Source organism: Citrobacter sp. C5_2 (assembly GCF_014596845.2).
In the GTDB taxonomy this organism is placed as follows: domain Bacteria; phylum Pseudomonadota; class Gammaproteobacteria; order Enterobacterales; family Enterobacteriaceae; genus Citrobacter; species Citrobacter werkmanii.
The window spans coordinates 3,104,741-3,121,938 of the sequence record NZ_CP115032.1 but is presented as its reverse complement, the minus strand read 5'-3'; the positions used below and the strand labels follow the sequence as shown (position 1 = coordinate 3,121,938).

Genomic DNA, 17,198 nt, shown 5'->3' with positions numbered 1-17,198 from the left:
TTTTGCTAATGACGTTGCTGACGGCGTTGCTATCGTTTCAGGCGCTGGCGGCGATTGACACTTATCCGTTTAAAAATGAGGCTCAGGAGCAACAGTTCCGCCAACTGACCGCGCAACTGCGCTGCCCGAAATGCCAAAACAACAGTATTGCCGACTCCAATTCGATGATTGCCGCCGATATGCGTAAAAAAGTCTGGCAACTGATGGAGGAGGGACAAAGCAATCAGCAAATTACCGATTATATGGTGGCGCGCTACGGTAACTTCGTCACCTATGAGCCGCCGGTAACGTTGGCGACGCTGATCCTCTGGCTGTTGCCCGCCTGTTTTGTACTGGGCGGCGCGCTGGTCATTTTCCGTTTAAGCCGTCGCCCGCGGGCAGCGCGGGAAACGGAACTCAGTCCGCATGAGCAGGCGCGTTTGCAAGCGCTTCTCGATGAAAATAAAAGGACCCTGAAATGATCGTCGCTTTTCTTATCATGATGATTTTACTGCTGGGGACGGCGGCACTGCTGTTTATTCCCTGGTCAGGCAGACAGCGCGTTGATCGTAATACGATGAATCATATGATTTTTCGTGCGCGTCTTCAGGAGCTTGATGAAGACATTTCTCCGGTAAATGCGGCTCAGCAACAGCAGTTGGTTGACGATTTACGCTTGAATTTATTGGAAGATTTGCCTGAGTCGCCAAAAACGGATAACAAAAATAGTAGCTATTGGGTGTATATTCTCGGGGTTATTATACTAACCTCTTTATGCGTAGGGGTATTCGTCCGAACGAGTTACGTCCCCCGTGTAATTGAGTGGCAGCAGGTCGTGCAGCAAACGCCGCAACTGATGCAGCGCGTGATGGATCCCCAGGGGAAACCGCTGTCGGAAGAAGAGCTGTTTCGCCTGGCGCTGGGGCTACGTACTCGTCTGCAGCAATATCCGGCAGACCAGCTAAGCTGGACGATGCTCGGTAGGCTACAACTGGTGCTGAATAACCCCGGGGCTGCGTTACAGGCGTTTGATAAAGCGCGACAGTTGGCGCCGGGAAATGCGGATGCGCAACTGGGCTATACCGAAGCATTGCTGCACTCTACGGATCCGAATGATAGCCGTGAAGCCCAGCAGTTGCTTGATACGTTGCTTAAAAATAACCATAACGATGTACGGGTACTCAGTCTTGTGGCGTTTAACGCCTTTGAGCATCAACAATATGATAAAGCGATAGCAGCATGGCAACTGATGCTGAAACTGTTACCGCCGGACGATAGCCAACGAGGGATCATTATTCGTAGTATCGACCGCGCGAAAAAAGAACAAATCGCTACACTGAAATAATCAAAATATATCAACATTTGCGCGAAGGTTTGTTCGATTTGCAATGTGATACCACGCTGAAATTATCGGCTAATCAACCTCTGATGATTAGCCCGCAGAATCAAACTTCCATAAGCATTGTTGGAGTAGAAGATGACGGTAATCGCTATAAATATTTTTATATAGCGATTGTCATGTGGCAAGGACTATTGCGTCTTTATTTTAGGAAAAGGGTTAAATAATAAGATGAGAAAACTTTCACTGGAACGTTCAGGTAGGCGAAAAATTATATTTATCGCCCTGCTGGTTGGGATCATTATTGGTGTCGTGCTGCTGGCGGGTACGGCAACTATCATGCATAAAACCAGCGACACTGAATTCTGCGTGTCGTGTCATACCATGCAACAACCTCTGGCGGAATATCAGGGCAGTGTGCATTTCCAGAACAATAAAGGTATTCGCGCCGAGTGTGCCGATTGCCACGTTCCCCACCAACCGATCGATTATATGCTGACCAAAATTGGCGCCCTGAAAGATGTCTGGGGTGAAATGACCGGCAAAATCGATACCCCAGAAAAATACGAGGCGCATAAGCTCGCGATGGCCCAGAGCGTCTGGGATGGGTTGAAGAAGAACGACTCGGCAACCTGTCGTTCCTGCCACGACTACAAAGCGATGGATATACTGGTGCAAACGCCTGAAGCCCGTAAGCAGCACCCGGTAGCGATCAAAGAGGGCCAAACCTGTATCGATTGTCATAAAGGGGTCGCGCACATTCTGCCGAACATGAGTGGCCTGGCGGCAGCAGGGGCGAGCGAACTGGCGAATGCGGCAGCGAAAACGCCGGCAACGGCGACCACGTTGTACACCATTCAAACCCAACCGTTCTGGCTTAGTGAGAAAACAACCGATCATAACGACGGTAACCTGATGGCTTCCACCGAAGTGCAGGTAGTGAAACGTGACGGTGATATGGTACTGGCTGACGTCAAAGGCTGGCAGCAGGATGGCGTCACCGAGGCGTTCTACGCCGCGCGTGGTAAACGCATCATGAGCGCCCTGCTGGGTGAGGAAGCGCGTAAAGCGTTGAAAGTGAACAGCACGGTAACCGATGAAGAGACGAAACAGGTCTGGCATGAAGTCGATCTGCAGGTCTGGCTGCCGGCGAAAAGTCTGATTGGCGATCAACAAAAAATCTGGAGCTACGCTTCCGAACTCATGGCTAACAACTGTACCGGTTGCCACGGTCTTACCGAGTTGAATCGCTTTAACGCCAACCAGTGGATTGGGGTGGTTAAAGGCATGTCCGGTCGTACGTCGCTGACGCAGGAACAGGTTCGTCTTCTGACCCAGTACGTACAAAAACACGCGAGCGACATGCCCGCAGCAGCCGATCAGGACAAAAAATAAGGAGCCATGATGAAAAAGAATAATGACCATGACATGGCGGAGCAGAGCCAGGAAGCAGGTATGAATCTGACTCGTCGCCGTTTTCTGGCTGGTGCCGGAGCTTTAATGGCGGCACCGCTGCTGGCGGGAATGTGGCCACGCTCGGCGCTGGCCGAAGCGATAAGCCAGGCGCTGCCGCAGTTTGTAGCGTTACGCCAGGCGGAAAGCGGCATTCTGACCGGCGCCCACTGGGGCGCGTTTGAAGCGATTGTCCGCGATGGAAAAATGGTTGACGTTCGTCCGGTGAAAGACGATCCGTATCCGAACGAACTGATTACCATGGCACCTTATCAGGTGTATGCCGAAAACCGCATCAAGTACCCGATGGTGCGTAAAAGCTGGCTGGAAGGCGGCGCGAAAGACTGTAAACCAGAGCTGCGTGGCCGCGATGAGTGGGTGCGCGTGAGCTGGGATAAGGCGCTGCATCTGGTGGCCGGTGAAATCAGCCGTCTGCAGAAAGAGCACGGACCGTCCTCTATCTATGCGGGCTCTTATGGCTGGAAAAGCGTGGGGATGTTCCACAACCCAAGAACGCTACTGCAGCGCATGATGAACCTGGCAGGCGGTTTTGTCGGCTACTCCGGCGACTACTCGACCGGTGCCGCACAGGTAATTATGCCGCATGTAGTGGGCTCTGTTGAGGTTTACGAGCAGCAGACCGCATGGCCGAACGTCATTGAAAACACCGAGCTGGTGGTGATGATTGGCTGTAACCCTATGATCACGCTTAAAAACAGCTGGAACCTGCCGGATCACGTCAGCCAGACTGGTTTTGAAGCGCTGAAGAAAAAAGGCACCCGGATGATCTGTATCGATCCGGTGCACAGCGACAGCGCCCGCATGCTGGGTGCCGAGTGGATTGGCCCGCACAGCTATACCGACTGTGCGCTGATGGCGGGGATTGCCCATACGCTGTTGGTGGAAAAACTGCATAACGCTGACTTCCTGAAAACCTATACCGTCGGCTTCGATAAGTTTGAAGCGTATCTGACCGGTCAGGACGACGGTATTGTGAAAGACGCCAATTGGGCGGCGGACATCAGCGGTGTTGACGCCGAGGTGATCAAACAGCTGGCGCGCGATATGGCAAAACACCGCACCATGATCATGGGCGGCTGGGGCATTCAGCGCCAACATCACGGCGAGCAGGCGCACTGGATGATGGTGACCCTGGCGTCGATGCTGGGGCAGATTGGTCTGCCTGGCGGCGGCTTCGGCTTTAGCTATCACTACTCTTCCGGCGGTAGTCCGACCGCGCGCGGCGGCATTCTTGCCGGGATTTCGGCGGGTAGCCCAACCTCTCCGGCGGCAAAAGACATTACACCGTTCCCGGTAGCGCGTATTGCCGATGCGCTGGCGAACCCTGGCAAGACCATTGATTATAACGGCACGAAAGTGACCTACCCGGATATTAAAATGGTCTACGTGGCGGGGGGGAATACCTTCCACCAGCATCAGGATACCAATAACCTGGTCAAAGCCTGGCAGAACCCGGAGACCGTGGTCGTCAACGAACCTTACTGGACGGCAACAGCGAAACATGCTGATATCGTGCTGCCGGTTACCACGACCTATGAACGTAACGATTTGGACATGGGCGGCGACTACTCGCAGCTCTACGTCTTCCCGCTACGCCAGTGTGTGCCGCCGCAGCATGAAGCGAAAAATGACTTTGACGTCTTTGCCGGTATTGCCGAGATCCTCGGCGTACACGACGCCTTTACCGAAGGTAAAGATGAGATGTTATGGTTAAAAGGCATGTATGACGACATGAAAGCTCAGGCGCGTAACGCACGCGTGGCGCTGCCGCCGTTTGATATGTTCTGGGCGTCCAACAACTATATCCGCTTCCCGATTCCGGAAGAGAATAAACAGTGGGTACGCTTTGCTGATTTCCGCGAGAACCCGCTGCTTAATCCACTGGGTACCCCGTCCGGCAAAATCGAAATCTATTCTGATGCCATTGCCAAAATGGGCTACGAGGACTGTAAAGCGATCCCGACCTGGATGCCGCCTCACGAGTGGTATCGCGGGCCGGAAGCAGCGAAATACCCGCTGTCGCTGAATACCGGTCACCCGATTAACCGTCTACACTCTCAGCTCGACAACACGCCGCTACGTAAGAAGTATGCAGTAGCCGACCGTGAGGCTATCTGGATCCATCCGAAGGATGCCAGCGCACGTGGCATTAGTGCGGGCGATTTGGTTCGTGCCTTTAACGATCGCGGGCAGATCCTGGTTGGGGCAGTGATTACCGATAACGTCCGTGAAGGGGTGGTGCGGATCAGCGAAGGGGCGTGGTTTGACCCGGCCGATCCGTCACAGCCTGGTTCGCTGTGCAAGAACGGTAACGTCAACTGCCTGACCTTTGACGTCGGTTCCTCCAGCCTGGCGCAGGGGAACTGCGGGCAGATGTCACAGTTGCAGATCGAGAAATATACCGGACCGGTGCTGCAAAACACCGCGCATAATGTGCCAGTAGGCGCATAATCGACAGCCGGTCATAACGAACGGCCCCTCTTGCCAGTGGTGAGAGGGGCCGTTTCTTTTAATTCTCACTACGCCAGCAGTCGAACCCCACGGGCGTGCAATATGCGAAAAAAAGCCCGTACTTGCGTACGAGCTCTTCTTAAAATATGGCGGTGAGGGGGGGATTGACTCGCTTTGCTCGCCCCTTCGGGGCAGCCCGTTCGCGATGCTCCCGGTCTGTCCAGCTGGCTGCGCCAGCAGTCGAACCCCGGTCGGGGCTTCTCATCCCCCGCAGGCGTGCAATATACGAAAAAAAAGCCCGTACTTGCGTACGAGCTCTTCTTAAAATATGGCGGTGAGGGGGGGATTCGAACCCCCGATACGTTGCCGTATACACACTTTCCAGGCGTGCTCCTTCAGCCACTCGGACACCTCACCATATTGTTGTTCCTGCGCTACCGGAACGGGCGCTAATTTAGGGAAATACCGTCCCGGCGTCAATCAACTTTTTGAAAAAAACGTGCATTTACACAAACTTCAAACAATCTGGAGCTTAAATAAGCGGGAATTGTTTTTTTTGCCAGCATCCTAAAATTTGCTACTCTGAGGATCCCTCGAAAAATGATGATAATAAGTGCGAGAAAGTTCCGCATAGCAATGCTCAGGAGACAAAATGGATATAATTTTTTATCACCCAACATTCGAAACATCCTGGTGGATTAATGCGCTGGCAAAAGCAATACCAGGCGCGAACGTCCGTGAGTGGAAAGCGGGTGATAATGCGCATGCTGACTATGCGCTGGTTTGGCATCCGCCGGTTGAAATGCTCGCGGGACGAAAATTAAAAGCCGTATTTGCGCTGGGTGCTGGCGTCGATTCCATTCTCAGTAAGCTAAACGCTCACCCGGAAATGTTGGATACCTCGATCCCGCTTTTCCGTCTGGAAGATACGGGTATGGGCCTGCAAATGCAGGAATATGCGGTAAGTCAGGTGTTGCACTGGTTTCGTCGCTTTGATGATTACCAGGCGTTAAAAAATCAGGCGAAATGGCAACCATTGCCAGAGTATACCCGCGATGAGTTCACCATCGGGATCATGGGGGCCGGGGTCCTGGGTGCGAAAGTTGCCGAGAGTTTGCAGTCATGGGGGTTCCCGCTGCGCTGCTGGAGTCGTACGCGTAAATCCTGGCCTGGCGTGGAAAGCTTTGCCGGTACCGAAGAGCTGGGTGCGTTTTTGAGTCAAACTCGCGTGCTTATCAATCTTCTACCCAATACGGCAGAAACTGTGGGCATCATTAACGCTGGTTTACTTAGCCAGTTACAGGATGGCGCTTATGTGCTGAACCTGGCGCGTGGCGTTCATCTCAATGAAGACGATCTTCTGGCATCGCTGGAAAGCGGCAAGGTGAAAGGCGCCATGCTGGATGTCTATAGCCGTGAACCGCTGCCGGAAACCAGCCCGCTTTGGAAACATCCACGGGTGGCCATGACGCCGCATATCGCCGCCGTTACCCGTCCGGCGGAAGCGGTGGATTATATCTCCCGTACAATTTTCAATCTGGAAAGTGGCAAAGCCGTTACGGGTCAGGTCGATCGCGTACGGGGATACTAATGCCAACCCGGCATCTGCCGGGTTTCAGCTAATAAATGGCGGCGATACCTGCTATCCTTGACGGAAAATGACTACAGGAGAGAGTTATGTATCCCGTTGACCTGCATATGCATACCGTCGCCAGCACCCACGCCTACAGCACCTTAAGTGATTACATCGCTGAAGCTCGTCGCAAAGGCATCAAGTTGTTTGCCATTACCGATCATGGACCGGACATGGCGGATGCGCCTCACCACTGGCACTTTATTAATATGCGCATTTGGCCTCGTGTCGTGGACGGCATAGGGATCCTGCGCGGAATTGAAGCGAATATTAAAAATATTGAAGGCGAAATTGACTGTTCAGGTCCGATGTTCACTTCCCTGGATCTGATTATCGCAGGCTTTCATGAGCCGGTTTTTGCGCCACACGATAAAGAGACGAATACGCAGGCGATGATAGCCACTATGGCCAGTGGCAACGTCCATATCATCAGCCACCCGGGTAACCCCAAATATCCCGTCGATATTACTGCGATTGCTCAGGCAGCGGCAAAATACCAGGTTGCGTTGGAAATCAACAACTCTTCGTTTTTGCATTCGCGTAAGGGCAGTGAGGACAATTGCCGCGCTGTTGCTGCGGCTGTGCGTGATGCCGGCGGCTGGGTCGCGTTAGGGTCAGATTCACATACCGCTTTCACCTTAGGAGATTTCGGTGAATGTCGTAAAATACTCGATGATGTGAATTTCCCGGAAGACCGAATTTTAAACGTTACGCCAAAGCGCTTGCTGACGTTTCTGGAATCGCGAGGCATGGAGCCGATCGCGGAATTTGCTGAACTGTAATTGTTACTAACTGGAATATATTAATGAACGAGTTTTCTATCCTGTGTCGTGTACTGGGCTCGCTGTTTTACCGCCAACCGCAGGACCCTTTACTGGTTCCTCTGTTTACCCTGATTAGCGAAGGTAAACTCTCCGCCAACTGGCCGCTGGAACAGGACGAACTGCTGGCTCGTCTGCAGAAGAGCTGCGATATGCCTCAGTTGGCTGCGGATTACAACGCGTTATTTGTGGGAGACGATTGCGCGGTGCCGCCTTATCGCAGCGCCTGGGTAGAAGGGGCTAAAGAATCGGATGTGCGTGCATTCCTGTCTGCCCGGGGAATGCCGCTGGCAGATACGCCGGCAGATCATATTGGCACGCTGTTGCTGGCGGCTTCATGGCTTGAAGACCAGTCTGCGGAAGATGAAAGCGAAGCGCTTGAAACCTTGTTTGTGGACTACCTGTTACCCTGGTGCGGCACGTTTCTGGGCAAAGTTGAAGCGCATGCGAATACGCCATTCTGGCGTACTATTGCGCCCCTGACACGTGATGCGATTGGTGCGATGTGGGACGAATTACAGGAAGAGACAGACGAATAAATGTGATTTAAATCACGCTAAACTGCAACGCAATTTATCAACTTGCATAATTTGTGTGCGCGATCTCATTCCAATGCCGTTTTTCTGCTAAGATGCGCGGCATGAACATACTTCTCTCAATTGCAATCACAACGGGCATTCTCTCCGGGATCTGGGGATGGGTGGCCGTTTCTCTCGGTTTACTCAGCTGGGCTGGGTTTCTGGGCTGCACTGCCTACTTTGCCTGTCCGCAAGGTGGGCTGAAAGGGCTGTGGATCTCGGCGTGTACGCTGCTAAGCGGTGTGGTGTGGGCGTTGGTGATTATTAACGGCAGTGCGCTTGCCCCGCATATGGATATTGTCGGCTATGTCATGACGGGAATTGTCGCGTTTTTGATGTGTATTCAGGCAAAGCAATGGTTGCTTTCATTCGTGCCGGGCACGTTTATTGGGGCTTGTGCAACGTTTGCAGGGCAGGGGGACTGGCGACTGGTCGTGCCATCTTTGGCGCTGGGTCTGGTATTTGGCTATGCGATGAAAAATAGCGGCTTGTGGCTGGCGTCACGCCGTGAAAACAGGATATCGCCAACCCCGACCAGTAAATAAAACAAGCGTGAGGCTTCCCTCACGCTTTTTATGCTGTAACGACCCATCAGGATTCTGGCGGTACCGACATATGGCGGTATTTAACCAAGATGTCATTATCAACTTGTTTCTTATCCTGCAAATCCCACAACCCGCGATCTATTCCGTCATTAATCAGGAAGATAACGCCGGTTTCAATTGCTGACATCAGACAAAGCATAACCGGTTCGTTAGAGGTATAACCAATTTCACCCTCCAACAGACGCTGGTAGTCAATGAAGCGGAACACCCCTGCCTGCACTTCATAAGACAGAATGGTTTTGCTGGTATTCACCGATGAGAGGATCTCACCGGTACTGACGTTAACCACACGCAGGTTTACCGCTATCTGGTCAAGCTGGTATTGCGTATCGGCGCCTATACCGAAATAGCGCGCGCCGACACCACCTGATTTAACGTTGCTTTCATAACCAATAATTGACCCTTCCACCATGACGTTTGCGGCGGTCAGAGACTGGAGCGGGATCCGGTTGTTAATGGCAACCGTACCGTTTTCCTGAGCCGCACGAATGATTTTTCGTTCGTTAAGCAAGTTCTGTAACCCCTGACGTTCCAGCGGGACGAACCAACGAGAATCCTTCAATGCGGTGACGAGCATAGCCGTGGCGCTTTGCGGGACGGCGGTAGAGAAGTTACTTGCCGGGTAAGGCTTAAACTGGCCAGTCTCATCCTGAATGTTGTATACCGACACAAATATCTTACCTGTAGGCATGGGTAGATGCGTCAAATCTTTATAGCTTTGGGCTCGGGGCATTAATGTCGGCTTAGCGGCCTCTTGAGGCGGGGCGGTTAAGCATCCGCTGAGTAAAATTACTGCCACCATGATAAGTAAGCGCTGCATGATATTTTCCTTTCGTGGCTCTCATTTAGAAATCGGTTGACTGGTTTTGTAAACCTGACACTTCAATAGTCGAAGTTCTTCCCGTTTTCCTGTCAGTGACATTTAATTGCAGTTGCCCATCCCGGTTGGCGATATCAACGATAAAGTCACTGGTTACCATCCTCCCCGGCTTACCTGTATTGATATTGGTGAGTAAGCCGCCGAGTATTTGCGACTGAATTGCCTGGGTAAAGTTATCCAGTGCTGTTGGGGTTTCGATCCCGTAGTCGCCAGCGCTCGGATCTTTATATGAGTTTTGCGCCTGAGCGCTATTTAATAAAAAAGAGCCGTTGTTTGGGTTGCCACCAAAGTTAGGGTTGCGGAACTGGAACGTCATGTTTCCGGCCCAACTTAATGGCGAAATTAGCATGAGCAAAACCACTGCATGTTTGACACGCATGAAAGCCTCCGGACAAAATCATGTTTTAGAATTCATCACGCGCTAAATCGCTTGTGCTTAATAGTGTTTGATCTATTTGCCGGCGATTTAATGCTTCCTCAGTTTCTGCCAATGCGAAGACCACTATTTTGTCGAAGTCTCTTTTCGTCGGGAATAAAAAGGTCTGGAAGATAACGTCCTGATTAACCGTTATCGTAATCCAACTTCCCCAACGTGCACTGGGCCTTTCATTAATGGTTAAGTTTCCTGTGTACTTGCTTTCCCACTTGTCACTAAAGGCGCGATAAAAATCATGGCCAATGGAAGAGACAGTGTGGTCAGTTAACAGTCCGGGAACCTCCACCTCTACAGCCGCGTGTAGATTCCCGGCAGCAAAGAACAAATTTGCTGCCACAATCCAGTTCAAATAGCGTTTCATGGCTTTATCGCCTGAGGTTATCATTGGCCCACGAGACCGCCTGCGTACGATTTTTGACAGCTATCTTTTTGAAAAGATTATAAAGGTGCGTTTTCACGGTATTTTCACTGATAAACAGCGAACGCGCGATTTCAATATTTGAGGCACCGATACGCAGTTTATTAAGGATCTCTTTTTCACGGTGAGTGAGTAGTGCCGACTCCGTGCTGTTATAGCGGTAATTTCCGGAATGCGTGATCAGGTAGCTGGCGAGCTTTTGCGAAAAGTAGCATTCACCGCGCAATACACCTTGCAAGCCGCTGACTACACGTTGTTCATCTTCGGTTGCGTAAAATACACCATTGATATGCGGCCAGTTTTCAATATCCCGATAGGGATAATCATCAGGGGTATTCAACAATAAAGTCTTTATATTGTTGTTTTTTCTGCTTAAATTATCTTTCCAGTAATGGATCAGTTTTTTATCTGCCTCCATCATATCCATTAAAACAATGCAGCCGGAGGAAATATCATCCAGAGAACGTTGAATATTATGTAGTTTTCCGGTTAACGCCAGTGATTGCTTTAAATGTTGTAATAACGCAGTTGCCTGCAGAGAAGGTTTAGTGATCAACAATAATGTATGACCATGAATACTATGGACTTCATTAAACATGATGAAACTCCACTTTTTAGTCGCACACCTGACAGCTGCCGCTACTAAAATAGAGGCACCAGAAGTACTGACAGATGTTGCACTGCTGTGTAGAAATAAAATATCAACCCAACGGGGTGAAAATATTAAAACAAATGGACTTCAACTGTTTTCAATCTAGCTATTACAAATCTTAAAGCAAGTGTTAAACATGTTACATAATGTAAATTTATATATTAAAATGTGATTTTTGGGTTTTAATTGAGTTTAGATTTGATAGTAAAGTTGTACATTTCAGCATTATTGCATAGATTTAAAAAATCATACAAATTATGCTATCGCATTGATATCAAATAAATAAATTTATGGTTTGTTAGTTTTACATTCCTAATGAATTCGGATTGTTTCGCCTGGATTCAACTTGGACAATTTTAGATAGAAAAAAATGATGCTTGTCACGACTTGTACCGATGCTTATCGCAGCACTAAGCTGGGAGGCGCGGAAATCGCGGGAAATGCACTTTTTTGTTACTGCATAGAAATTCACTTGCAGGGTTAAAAAAGAAATAGAACCTGCTGTCGCAACCGTGTTTTTTACTGTTAATTAATACTTTGGTGTGAATCAGGATATAAAAATACCACTGGCGGGTGAGTTATTTAAAATGTTTCAACGGACATACTCTTCATCGTAACGTGACGTTAACAAATGTAAGTCATGTTAACAAAAATTTGAGTGGTAACTAATTTAACTTCATGTACGACCAGGTCCAGGGTGACAACATGAAAAACAAGTTGTTATTTATGATGTTTACAATACTGGGTGTGCCTGGGATTGCATCCGCAACAAGTTATGATTTAGCTAATTCAGAATATAACTTTGCGGTAAATGAATTAAGTAAGTCTTCATTTAATCAGGCAGCCATTATTGGTCAGGTTGGCACTGCGAACAGTGCAAATACTCGTCAGGGGGGCTCGAAGCTATTGTCGGTCATTTCGCAAGAAGGTTCTGGTAACCGGGCGAAAACGGACCAGACGGGATCATATAACTTTGCATATATTGATCAGGTGGGTAGTTCCAATGACGCGAGTATTAAACAAGGTTCTTATGGTAATACAGCTGTAATTATCCAGAAAGGCTCTGGTAATAAAGCGAATATTACCCAGTATGGTACACAAAAAACAGCAGTTGTGGTGCAGAGACAGTCGCAAATGGCAATTCGCGTAACTCAACGCTAATCCATGATCGACGTTTAAATCAATCCGATGGGGGTTTACCATGAAACTTTTAAAAGTGGCAGCATTCGCAGCAATCGTCGTTTCTGGCAGTGCTCTGGCTGGTGTTGTTCCGCAATGGGGCGGTAATCATCATGGCGGCGGTAGCAACTATGGCCCAGACTCTTCGCTGAGTATCTACCAATATGGTTCAAACAACGCTGCGAATGCTCTGCAAAGCGATGCGCGTAAATCAGATGTCACCATCACCCAACATGGGCGTGGTAATGGCGCGGTCGTAGGCCAGGGGGCTGATGACAGTACTATTAGCCTGAAACAGACTGGCTTCCAGAACAATGCCACCATCGATCAGTGGAATGCAAAAAATGCTGATATTAGCGTGACCCAGTTCGGTGGCCGCAACGGCGCGCTGGTTAATCAGACTGCTTCTGACTCCAATGTGCTGATTCAGCAAGTTGGTTTTGGCAACAATGCAACAGCTAACCAACACTAATTCAGTTTTCTGACTGATAATAAACAGGGCGTGAGCCCTGTTTTTTTTTCGGGAGAATATGATGCATACATTATTACTCATTGCCGCGCTGACAAATCAAATAACATTCAATACGACCCAACAAGGCGATATGTACACCATTATTCCTCAGGTGACGTTAGCCCAACCCTGCGTTTGTGAGGTCCAGGTCCTTGCCGTTCGTAAGGGGGAGGGAGGACAAAGCCAATCGCAGCAGAAAACAAGCCTTTCGGTCCCCGCTAATCGGCCGATTGAACTAACCAAACTGAGCTTTAATATTTCACCGGGGGATTCGGTCAAAATTATCGTTACCGTTTCGGACGGGCAGTCTCTGCATTTGTCACAACAATGGCCTGACTCAACCAGTCAGCCATAATTTTTGCTGTATTTGCATTAAGGGTGTGGCTGGGAATGCGGCGCTGTTCTATGAATATAGAAACGTACAGCGTTTTTATTTGATCGTAACTCGCAGTGGTGAAGGATCATTCAGATCCCTCAAGGATGACTAATCATTGAGGAACCCTTATGTGCACATTTTTTAAACGTATTTTTAGCGCCAGTTTATGTACGTTATCTCTTTTCACTTTTCCCATAATGGCGCAACAGATCTCGCCCGGCGGCATTATCCATTTTCGCGGCGCAATAGTTGAAGCGCCCTGCGACGTTAACACCCAACAACAACAGATCGAATTGTCTTGTATGCGCAATGGCACCACCCGTAATAGTCTCTATAATCATCAACAGGTCACGGCTGCCCCTCAGAATGTGCAGCAAATTGCTACTGTGAAAATGCATTACCTCAATGAACAGAAAAACATGGCGATCCTTAACATTGAATATAAATGAACCATTCTGGCTTAGACATGCAAACTTGTGGTTAAAAAGTGAGATTTCAAGGAAATCCCTGCTGTACACTTGATGAATCGTGTTTTGTCAGGGGGAATTTATGCATTCACGCGTGCATGTGTTACACGGCGATATTACGACGATCGCTGTTGATGTGATCGTCAACGCGGCGAATTCATCGCTACTGGGAGGTGGTGGTGTTGATGGCGCAATCCATCGCGCCGCCGGCCCCGCATTGCTGGAGGCCTGCAAACAGGTTATCCAGCAACAGGGAGAATGCCCGACCGGGCATGCCGTTATCACGCTGGCGGGGGCGCTTCCGGCAAAAGCGGTCATTCATACCGTAGGGCCTGTCTGGCAAGGTGGAGGGCATCATGAGGCTGAACGTCTTGAAGACGCCTATCTGAATTCGCTGCAACTGGCCCTGGCCAATGGGTATCAATCCATTGCTTTTCCGGCGATCAGTACCGGAGTCTACGGGTATCCCCGCGCCGCAGCGGCAGAAATAGCGGTAAATACGGTGTTAAAATTTATTACCCGTCGTACGCTTCCCGATCAAATATACTTTGTTTGTTTTGACGAAGAAAACGCTCAACTCTACAAGAGACTACTTTCCCGGCAAGGTGACAAGAACACGGATTGATATGACGCGACTTGAGCGGGCCATCACGCCACTTTGTGCTAACCACCCTGGAGATTGTGGCATTCTTACGTTGGATGACAGCCTGGATGCCTTTGCTGCTCGCTATCGACTAACAGAAATGGCGGAACGTACACTGGATGTGCAGTACTACATCTGGGAGAACGACATGTCCGGTCTGTTGCTGTTTTCAGTTCTGTTGGCGGCGGCGAAACGTGGAGTGAAGGTTCGCTTGCTGTTGGATGACAACAACACGCCGGGTCTTGATGACACGCTGCGGCTGCTGGATAGCCATCCTAATATAGAAATTCGTCTGTTTAATCCCTTTTCCTTTCGCATCCTGCGCGCCCTGGGCTATTTGACCGATTTTGCCCGGCTAAATCGGCGAATGCACAATAAAAGTTATACCGCTGACGGCGTGGTGACCATCGTGGGCGGGCGTAATATTGGTGATGCCTATTTTGGGGCGGGTGAGCAACCGCTGTTTTCCGATCTGGACGTCATGGCTATTGGTCCCGTTGTCAAAGATGTTGCGGATGATTTTGAGCGTTACTGGCACTGCCGCTCTGTTTCAACGTTACAAAACGTACTTGAGATGTCGGAGTCAGATTCTTCGCAGCGTATCGAGCTGCCTGAATCCTGGTATAACGATGATATTACTCGTCGCTATTTGCATAAGCTGGAAACCAGCCAGTTTATGGCCAGCCTCGATCAGCAGTCGCTGCCGCTGATTTGGGCGAAAACGCGTTTGCTGAGTGATGATCCTGTCAAAGGTGAAGGGAAAGCGCCGCGCCATTCGTTATTACCGCAGCGTTTGTTTGATGTGATGGGGTCACCGGGCGAACGCATTGATATTATTTCCGCCTACTTTGTGCCGACTCGGGCTGGGGTGGCGCAACTGTTGAGAATGGTAAGGAAAGGCGTCAAGATTGCGATTTTAACCAATTCGCTGGCGGCAAATGATGTGGCTATCGTTCATGCGGGCTACGCGCGATGGCGAAAAAAACTGCTGCGTTACGGGGTAGAATTATACGAACTTAAACCTACCCGCGAACGCGTTTCGGTGGTCCACGATCGCGGATTAACCGGTAATTCAGGTTCCAGCCTGCATGCTAAAACCTTCAGTATTGACGGTCGAAAAGTATTTATCGGCTCGCTTAATTTTGATCCCCGTTCAACGCTGCTTAATACGGAAATGGGGTTTGTGATTGAGAGTGAAGTGCTGGCTGAAGTGATCCATAAACGTTTTATGCAGAGCCAGCGTGACATGGCCTGGCAACTGCGCCTCGACCGCTGGGGCAGAATTAATTGGGTGGATCGCGTTTCCGGCAGCGAACAGGTACTGAAAAAAGAACCCGCCACAGGATTCTGGAAGCGGGTTCTGGTGAAGCTTGCGTCGGTGTTACCCATTGAGTGGCTGCTCTGAACCACACAATGAGAGAAAAATTAACCGGCGACAGCTTTATTTTTATCTTGCTTAACGGCCGGTTTACCCGAAAAGAGAAACTTCAGCACCGGTATGCGCAAATGGAGTTCGTACAGTATCACCGCAATCCCCACCACAAACAGCAGGCCGCACAAAAAGCCCAGTAGATTCGATGAGATATGCGGTGTGATATACGCGCCAAAAAACAGCGTCAAAGGGTGGTGCACTAAATAGATAAACAGTGACGCGTTGACAAAATAGGTCACGCGGGCCGACTGGAAATTCAGCAAACGGTGGCCAAGCGAAAAGACGACGTTCACCATCCACAGTCCCATGACCATGGTGATGACATATTCGGTTTCATACATCCAGGCATCGCCATTGCCATAACGTTGATTGAGCAGGTAAGCGACAAACGCCAATGCGGCGCCTATCGTGCAGCTACGCGATGACCTGGTAAACAGCGCTTTCAGATTAGGGTTGATAAACGCCAGCGCGCCGAGCATAAAGAAAGGTATATAGAACAGCGTTTGCATAACAATAAAATTAAACATGCCATCGCTGAGAATTGAAGGGTAGAGGATGAAAATCGTCCTTCTGACGGCGGCATAACCGACACCCAATAAAATAAAAATCAGCGTTAATTTGGTCATCGACACAGCAGAGGGGTTGGCACCTTCGCTACGCATCGTCTTATTTTTCATCTGGGTAAATACCCACATGCTTACGGTCGTTAACACCACCAGAACCAGTAAAAACCACAGATGGGAAATAAGCTCCCAGGCCAGCGTGTTGTACTTTTCGTACCCGCTGAGAGTATGCCAGCTGTCTGCTTTGCCCTTCACGTATTGCAGCATGATAAATTGCGGCAGCGTAAGCAATGGAATCGCTGTCAGCATCGGGATTCCCACGCGTTCGACACGCACCTTCCACCACCGCTTTAGCGGATAGCGCAAAAATAACATGTACGAAAAGTAACCCGAAATAACAAAGAAGACCTGCATGCGAAATGCATGGATAAAATCGTTAAAAAGGGTCAACCACCATGACGGCTCTGCGCTGTTCACGTGCCAGGTATGAGTGGAGTAGATCAAAGAAATATGGAAGGGGATCCCTAACAACATTAGCCAGGCACGGATGGAGTCAAGAAAATATTCACGTGGTGGTGATACAGGGCTCATAGACAGTTACGTATTCTCAGACTTTTCGTCTTATCCCTAAGACGAATAATGGTTACATTCGAGGCCAACCCTACACGAAGTCCAACAACCTGTCTCCAGGATAAGCACGCAAAGTGAAAACAGCAGACAAAGCTGCTTAAAGCATGAGCCAGCGTGCGAACAATACAGGGA

Annotated in this window: 19 protein-coding genes, 1 tRNA gene and 1 other RNA gene; 14 read left to right on the top strand and 7 right to left on the bottom strand. The window is 49.7% G+C overall.

Annotation, left to right across the window (positions count from 1 at the left end):
• Window positions 1–8 precede the first annotated feature (8 nt).
• The 4 genes from ICA20_RS15360 to torA all read left to right on the top strand — a co-directional run bounded on the left by ICA20_RS15360 (window position 9) and on the right by torA (window position 5,242).
• Window positions 9–461: a cytochrome c-type biogenesis protein gene (locus ICA20_RS15360; RefSeq protein WP_038639597.1), complete on the top strand. Its 453-nt coding sequence runs from the start codon at window positions 9–11 to the stop codon at window positions 459–461.
• On the top strand, window positions 458–1,324 hold the full coding sequence (gene ccmI / locus ICA20_RS15355; RefSeq protein WP_038639600.1) for a c-type cytochrome biogenesis protein CcmI: 867 nt from the start codon (window positions 458–460) through the stop codon (window positions 1,322–1,324). The genes ICA20_RS15360 and ccmI overlap by 4 nt, the downstream gene beginning before the upstream one ends.
• 225 nt (window positions 1,325–1,549) lie before the next feature.
• Complete coding sequence (locus tag ICA20_RS15350; RefSeq protein ID WP_038639603.1) at window positions 1,550–2,713, top strand: NapC/NirT family cytochrome c; 1,164 nt, start codon at window positions 1,550–1,552, stop codon at window positions 2,711–2,713.
• A gap of 33 nt (window positions 2,714–2,746) precedes the next feature.
• Window positions 2,747–5,242, top strand: a complete 2,496-nt coding sequence (gene torA, locus ICA20_RS15345; protein ID WP_038643104.1) for a trimethylamine-N-oxide reductase TorA — start codon at window positions 2,747–2,749, stop codon at window positions 5,240–5,242.
• A gap of 147 nt (window positions 5,243–5,389) precedes the next feature.
• Here the strand turns inward: torA and ICA20_RS15340 are convergent.
• Both ICA20_RS15340 and ICA20_RS15335 read right to left on the bottom strand, forming a co-directional pair.
• Window positions 5,390–5,528, bottom strand: a non-coding RNA gene (locus tag ICA20_RS15340) — RtT sRNA.
• Between the two features lie 43 nt (window positions 5,529–5,571).
• Window positions 5,572–5,659 (bottom strand) — tRNA-Ser (locus ICA20_RS15335).
• 235 nt (window positions 5,660–5,894) lie between these two features.
• Here ICA20_RS15335 and ghrA point away from each other — a divergent pair.
• From ghrA to ICA20_RS15315, 4 genes are all read left to right on the top strand, one after another.
• Complete coding sequence (gene ghrA, locus ICA20_RS15330) at window positions 5,895–6,833, top strand: glyoxylate/hydroxypyruvate reductase GhrA (RefSeq protein WP_038639605.1); 939 nt, start codon at window positions 5,895–5,897, stop codon at window positions 6,831–6,833.
• Window positions 6,834–6,919: 86 nt separating this feature from the next.
• Window positions 6,920–7,657: a phosphatase gene (locus ICA20_RS15325; RefSeq protein WP_038639608.1), complete on the top strand. Its 738-nt coding sequence runs from the start codon at window positions 6,920–6,922 to the stop codon at window positions 7,655–7,657.
• 23 nt (window positions 7,658–7,680) lie between these two features.
• A complete protein-coding gene (locus ICA20_RS15320) occupies window positions 7,681–8,235 on the top strand; it encodes a molecular chaperone (RefSeq protein ID WP_038639611.1) in 555 nt (184 codons plus the stop codon).
• 101 nt (window positions 8,236–8,336) lie between these two features.
• Window positions 8,337–8,819: a DUF1097 domain-containing protein gene (locus ICA20_RS15315; RefSeq protein WP_038639615.1), complete on the top strand. Its 483-nt coding sequence runs from the start codon at window positions 8,337–8,339 to the stop codon at window positions 8,817–8,819.
• 46 nt (window positions 8,820–8,865) lie between these two features.
• Here ICA20_RS15315 and csgG read toward each other — a convergent pair whose 3' ends face one another.
• The 4 genes from csgG to csgD are packed head-to-tail and all read right to left on the bottom strand — an operon-like array spanning window position 8,866 to window position 11,211.
• Window positions 8,866–9,699 carry a curli production assembly/transport protein CsgG gene (gene csgG / locus ICA20_RS15310; protein WP_003036082.1) on the bottom strand — a complete coding sequence of 278 codons (834 nt, stop codon included), beginning with the start codon at window positions 9,697–9,699 and terminating at the stop codon, window positions 8,866–8,868.
• 25 nt (window positions 9,700–9,724) lie between these two features.
• Window positions 9,725–10,138, bottom strand: a complete 414-nt coding sequence (gene csgF / locus ICA20_RS15305; protein ID WP_016152599.1) for a curli production assembly/transport protein CsgF — start codon at window positions 10,136–10,138, stop codon at window positions 9,725–9,727.
• 25 nt (window positions 10,139–10,163) lie between these two features.
• Window positions 10,164–10,556, bottom strand: coding sequence for a curli production assembly/transport protein CsgE (gene csgE / locus ICA20_RS15300; protein WP_038639617.1), 393 nt, complete (start codon window positions 10,554–10,556; stop codon window positions 10,164–10,166).
• A gap of 4 nt (window positions 10,557–10,560) precedes the next feature.
• On the bottom strand, window positions 10,561–11,211 hold the full coding sequence (gene csgD / locus ICA20_RS15295) for a biofilm master transcriptional regulator CsgD (protein ID WP_038639621.1): 651 nt from the start codon (window positions 11,209–11,211) through the stop codon (window positions 10,561–10,563).
• A gap of 759 nt (window positions 11,212–11,970) precedes the next feature.
• Between csgD and csgB the strand changes: the two genes are divergently transcribed.
• The 6 genes from csgB to ICA20_RS15265 all read left to right on the top strand — a co-directional run bounded on the left by csgB (window position 11,971) and on the right by ICA20_RS15265 (window position 15,846).
• On the top strand, window positions 11,971–12,426 hold the full coding sequence (csgB, locus tag ICA20_RS15290; RefSeq protein WP_032939898.1) for a curli minor subunit CsgB: 456 nt from the start codon (window positions 11,971–11,973) through the stop codon (window positions 12,424–12,426).
• Window positions 12,427–12,466: 40 nt separating this feature from the next.
• Window positions 12,467–12,916: a curli major subunit CsgA gene (gene csgA, locus ICA20_RS15285; protein ID WP_006685125.1), complete on the top strand. Its 450-nt coding sequence runs from the start codon at window positions 12,467–12,469 to the stop codon at window positions 12,914–12,916.
• 61 nt (window positions 12,917–12,977) lie between these two features.
• Window positions 12,978–13,310 carry a curli assembly chaperone CsgC gene (csgC, locus tag ICA20_RS15280; RefSeq protein ID WP_038639625.1) on the top strand — a complete coding sequence of 111 codons (333 nt, stop codon included), beginning with the start codon at window positions 12,978–12,980 and terminating at the stop codon, window positions 13,308–13,310.
• A 149-nt stretch (window positions 13,311–13,459) separates the two neighbouring features.
• Window positions 13,460–13,780, top strand: a complete 321-nt coding sequence (locus ICA20_RS15275) for a type 1 fimbrial protein (RefSeq protein ID WP_038639628.1) — start codon at window positions 13,460–13,462, stop codon at window positions 13,778–13,780.
• Between the two features lie 100 nt (window positions 13,781–13,880).
• Entirely contained in the window at window positions 13,881–14,423 is a 543-nt protein-coding gene (gene ymdB / locus ICA20_RS15270) for an O-acetyl-ADP-ribose deacetylase (protein ID WP_038639630.1), read from the top strand.
• Window position 14,424: 1 nt separating this feature from the next.
• On the top strand, window positions 14,425–15,846 hold the full coding sequence (locus tag ICA20_RS15265) for a phospholipase D family protein (protein ID WP_038639633.1): 1,422 nt from the start codon (window positions 14,425–14,427) through the stop codon (window positions 15,844–15,846).
• 20 nt (window positions 15,847–15,866) lie between these two features.
• On the opposite strand, the gene mdoC is transcribed toward ICA20_RS15265, so the two are convergent.
• Window positions 15,867–17,027 carry a glucans biosynthesis protein MdoC gene (mdoC, locus tag ICA20_RS15260; RefSeq protein ID WP_038639636.1) on the bottom strand — a complete coding sequence of 387 codons (1,161 nt, stop codon included), beginning with the start codon at window positions 17,025–17,027 and terminating at the stop codon, window positions 15,867–15,869.
• Window positions 17,028–17,198: the final 171 nt, after the last annotated feature.